Source organism: Corallococcus sp. AB045, assembly GCF_003668895.1.
Taxonomy (GTDB): Bacteria; Myxococcota; Myxococcia; order Myxococcales; family Myxococcaceae; genus Corallococcus; species Corallococcus coralloides.
The window spans coordinates 1-2342 of record NZ_RAWN01000402.1 but is presented as its reverse complement, the minus strand read 5'-3'; the positions used below and the strand labels follow the sequence as shown (position 1 = coordinate 2342).

Annotated in this window: 3 protein-coding genes; all 3 read left to right on the top strand. The window is 68.7% G+C overall.

All coding sequences use genetic code 11. The features are described 5' to 3' along the window. The first annotated feature begins 116 nt into the window (after positions 1-116). The gene (locus D7Y21_RS41075; protein WP_233612502.1) at positions 117-878 is read left to right on the top strand and encodes an AHH domain-containing protein; all 762 of its coding nucleotides are present in this window, start codon (positions 117-119) and stop codon (positions 876-878) included. Next, the gene (locus tag D7Y21_RS41070) at positions 875-1474 is read left to right on the top strand and encodes an imm11 family protein (RefSeq protein ID WP_233591441.1); all 600 of its coding nucleotides are present in this window, start codon (positions 875-877) and stop codon (positions 1472-1474) included. The genes D7Y21_RS41075 and D7Y21_RS41070 overlap by 4 nt, the downstream gene beginning before the upstream one ends. 362 nt (positions 1475-1836) lie before the next feature. Beyond that, positions 1837-2253: a nucleoside diphosphate kinase regulator gene (gene rnk, locus D7Y21_RS41065; RefSeq protein ID WP_120562167.1), complete on the top strand. Its 417-nt coding sequence runs from the start codon at positions 1837-1839 to the stop codon at positions 2251-2253. The last annotated feature ends 89 nt before the right edge of the window (positions 2254-2342 follow it).

The window sequence follows — 2342 nt, the reverse complement described above, 5'->3', positions numbered from 1 at the left end:
ACCGAGGTACCGCAGGTGCTGCAGCAGCGGAAGCGTCCGGCCCACGAATGGATGGAGCGGGTGGGTGATGATCACCGAATCCTGCGACGACGGCTGCTTGGATGGGGTGCGCTGAGATGGGTTTCCCTGAGCCCGTGTCGAAGGGCGTCGCGGCGACGATGACGGCGGTGCTCATCGCCTACCTGGGCGTCGACACGGTGTGGAGCCTCATCCACGGATGGGTGCGACTCGCGGATGCGGTGGCGGAGGCCACGACCTTCGACGAGCTCCGGGACGCGGGAGAGCAGTACGGCGAGGTGATGGGCCAGAACGCCGCGCGGGCCTTCGTCATGCTGGCCACGGCGGCGCTGGGTAGCACCGCGGAGACGCTGGCCGCGAAGGTGCCCACGCTGCCCGGTTCGGCACAGGCGTCACTCGTGGGCGTGGCGGAGGGCGGCTTCCGGCTGGGCGCGGTCGCGCAGGTGGAGTCCGTCGCCGTGTCCGCGACGGGTGACATCCTGCTTACCCTGGCACCGGGCGCGGTGGCGGCTGGCGGGCCCGTGGAGGTGCCAGGACCCAAGCACCACATCGCTTCCGACAAGTTCAGCACGTCCACCGCGAACGGAGGCCCGTGGACGCCGCGTTATCAACAACTCTTCGACAAGGCAGGCATGTCCCTGAACGATCCGGAGAACCAGGTCCACGTTCCGGGGCACAAGGGGCCGCATCCGCAGGAGTACCACGCGGAGGTCTTTGAGCGGTTGAGGCTCGCGACCAGCACATGCCGGACAATTCAGCAGTGCCGGGTCGACCTGACACAGGCGCTGCGGATCCTCGCGAAGGAGCTCGCGACGGAGAACACCTGGCTCAACAAGCTGGTCACCCGGAGTGGTGGATGAGGCAGGATGCCTGCGTGACGCCCCGGTACTTCAAGCTCACCGACGACGTGACACTGCCCGGCCGATGGGAGCTTGGAACGCCCGTGGACGCCCAGGGGCAGGACCACGGCTCGTGGCTGTTCATGCAGGGTACTCCCGCGCGGGTGGAGAGTGCGCTGCGCGTTCCGTCCTACTCGCGGGGAAGGGCGCTCGACTTCTCGCTCGCGGATGCGGGCGCTGTCCCTGTCGTCTCCCAACGGGTCGCGGAAGTGCTGTCCCGACTGGCTCCGGGGGACGTGGAGCTGTTCCCCGTTACGATGGACGACTCCCCGGACACGTACTTCCTCGTCAACGTCGTGCGCGTCGTGAAGTGCATCGACGACACCGCCTCGGGCGAGGTGCGCTACTGGACGCCGGAGGATGGACGGCCCGAGCGGGTCGGCACCTATCAAGCGGTTCATCGGCTGCGCATCGACCCGACCAGGACCGGGGACGCGAAGGTCTTCCGCACCTGGGGCTGGCTCATCGCGCTCATCGTCTCCGAGGACATCAAGCTGGCGCTCGAATCCATCGGCGCCACGGGCGTGCAATTCAAGGACGTGTCCCCGCTCCGCTGATTCCCGCGCCTCCGTGCGTCACGGCGACTGTCCGCCAGGCCGCTTGTTTCCGAGGCTTGGTTGCAATCAGGGCGCACACGGCTACATTCAGCACTTCACCGCAGCCGCAACCCCCGGGTTCCTCGTCAGATGACGGTTTCGCTCACAGCCTGCCTGCAGCGTGCTCCGCGCCGGATTTCCGTGCGCCGGACGCTGCCCGCGCACGGCCGAGCCACCGCCTGGCTTGTCACCCACGCCGCCCGTCTCGCGTAGCTCACGACGGACGGCGTCCGCTCCACCCCCACTGAACCTTCGCGCCACGCACCCCCACCTTTCCAGGTGTGCGTGCCGTCCCCATCCCCTTCCCACCGGAGGCAATCGCCATGACCCACGACCACCCCCTCATCGTCACCGACACCGACCTCCAGCGCCTGGAGCGCGTCGTCGAACAGTACGGCAACGCCCGCAACGCCGAGCTCGTGGAGCAGCTGGAGTCCGAACTCGCCCGCGCCGTCGTCACGTCCTCCGACTCCATTCCCCGCGACGTCGTCACCATGAACAGCACCGTCGTCTATGAAGACGGAGAGGCCGGCGAGACGCGCGAAGTCACGCTCGTCTATCCCAAGGACGCCAACAGCGACGCCGGCCGCATCTCCATCCTCGCCCCCGTGGGCAGCGCCCTCCTGGGCCTGTCCGTGGGCCAGACCGTGGAGTGGCCCCTCCCCCAGGGGCGCACCCGCCGCCTGCGCATCGTCGCCGTGCCCTACCAGCCGGAGGCCGCCGGCCACTTCCACCTGTAGGCCCCGCGTCTCCCCATGACGCGTCAGCGGTCGGTCCGCGTCCCCCGCTGACGCGTCATGGGGAGACGCGGGGCCTACAGGTGGAAGTG

Excerpts from the sequence above, each read along its gene's own strand:
- D7Y21_RS41075 (WP_233612502.1), top strand. The coding sequence starts at position 117 with ATGGGTTTCCCTGAGCCCGTGTCGAAGGGCGTCGCGGCGACGATGACG.
- D7Y21_RS41070 (WP_233591441.1), top strand. The coding sequence starts at position 875 with ATGAGGCAGGATGCCTGCGTGACGCCCCGGTACTTCAAGCTCACCGAC.
- rnk (WP_120562167.1), top strand. The coding sequence starts at position 1,837 with ATGACCCACGACCACCCCCTCATCGTCACCGACACCGACCTCCAGCGC.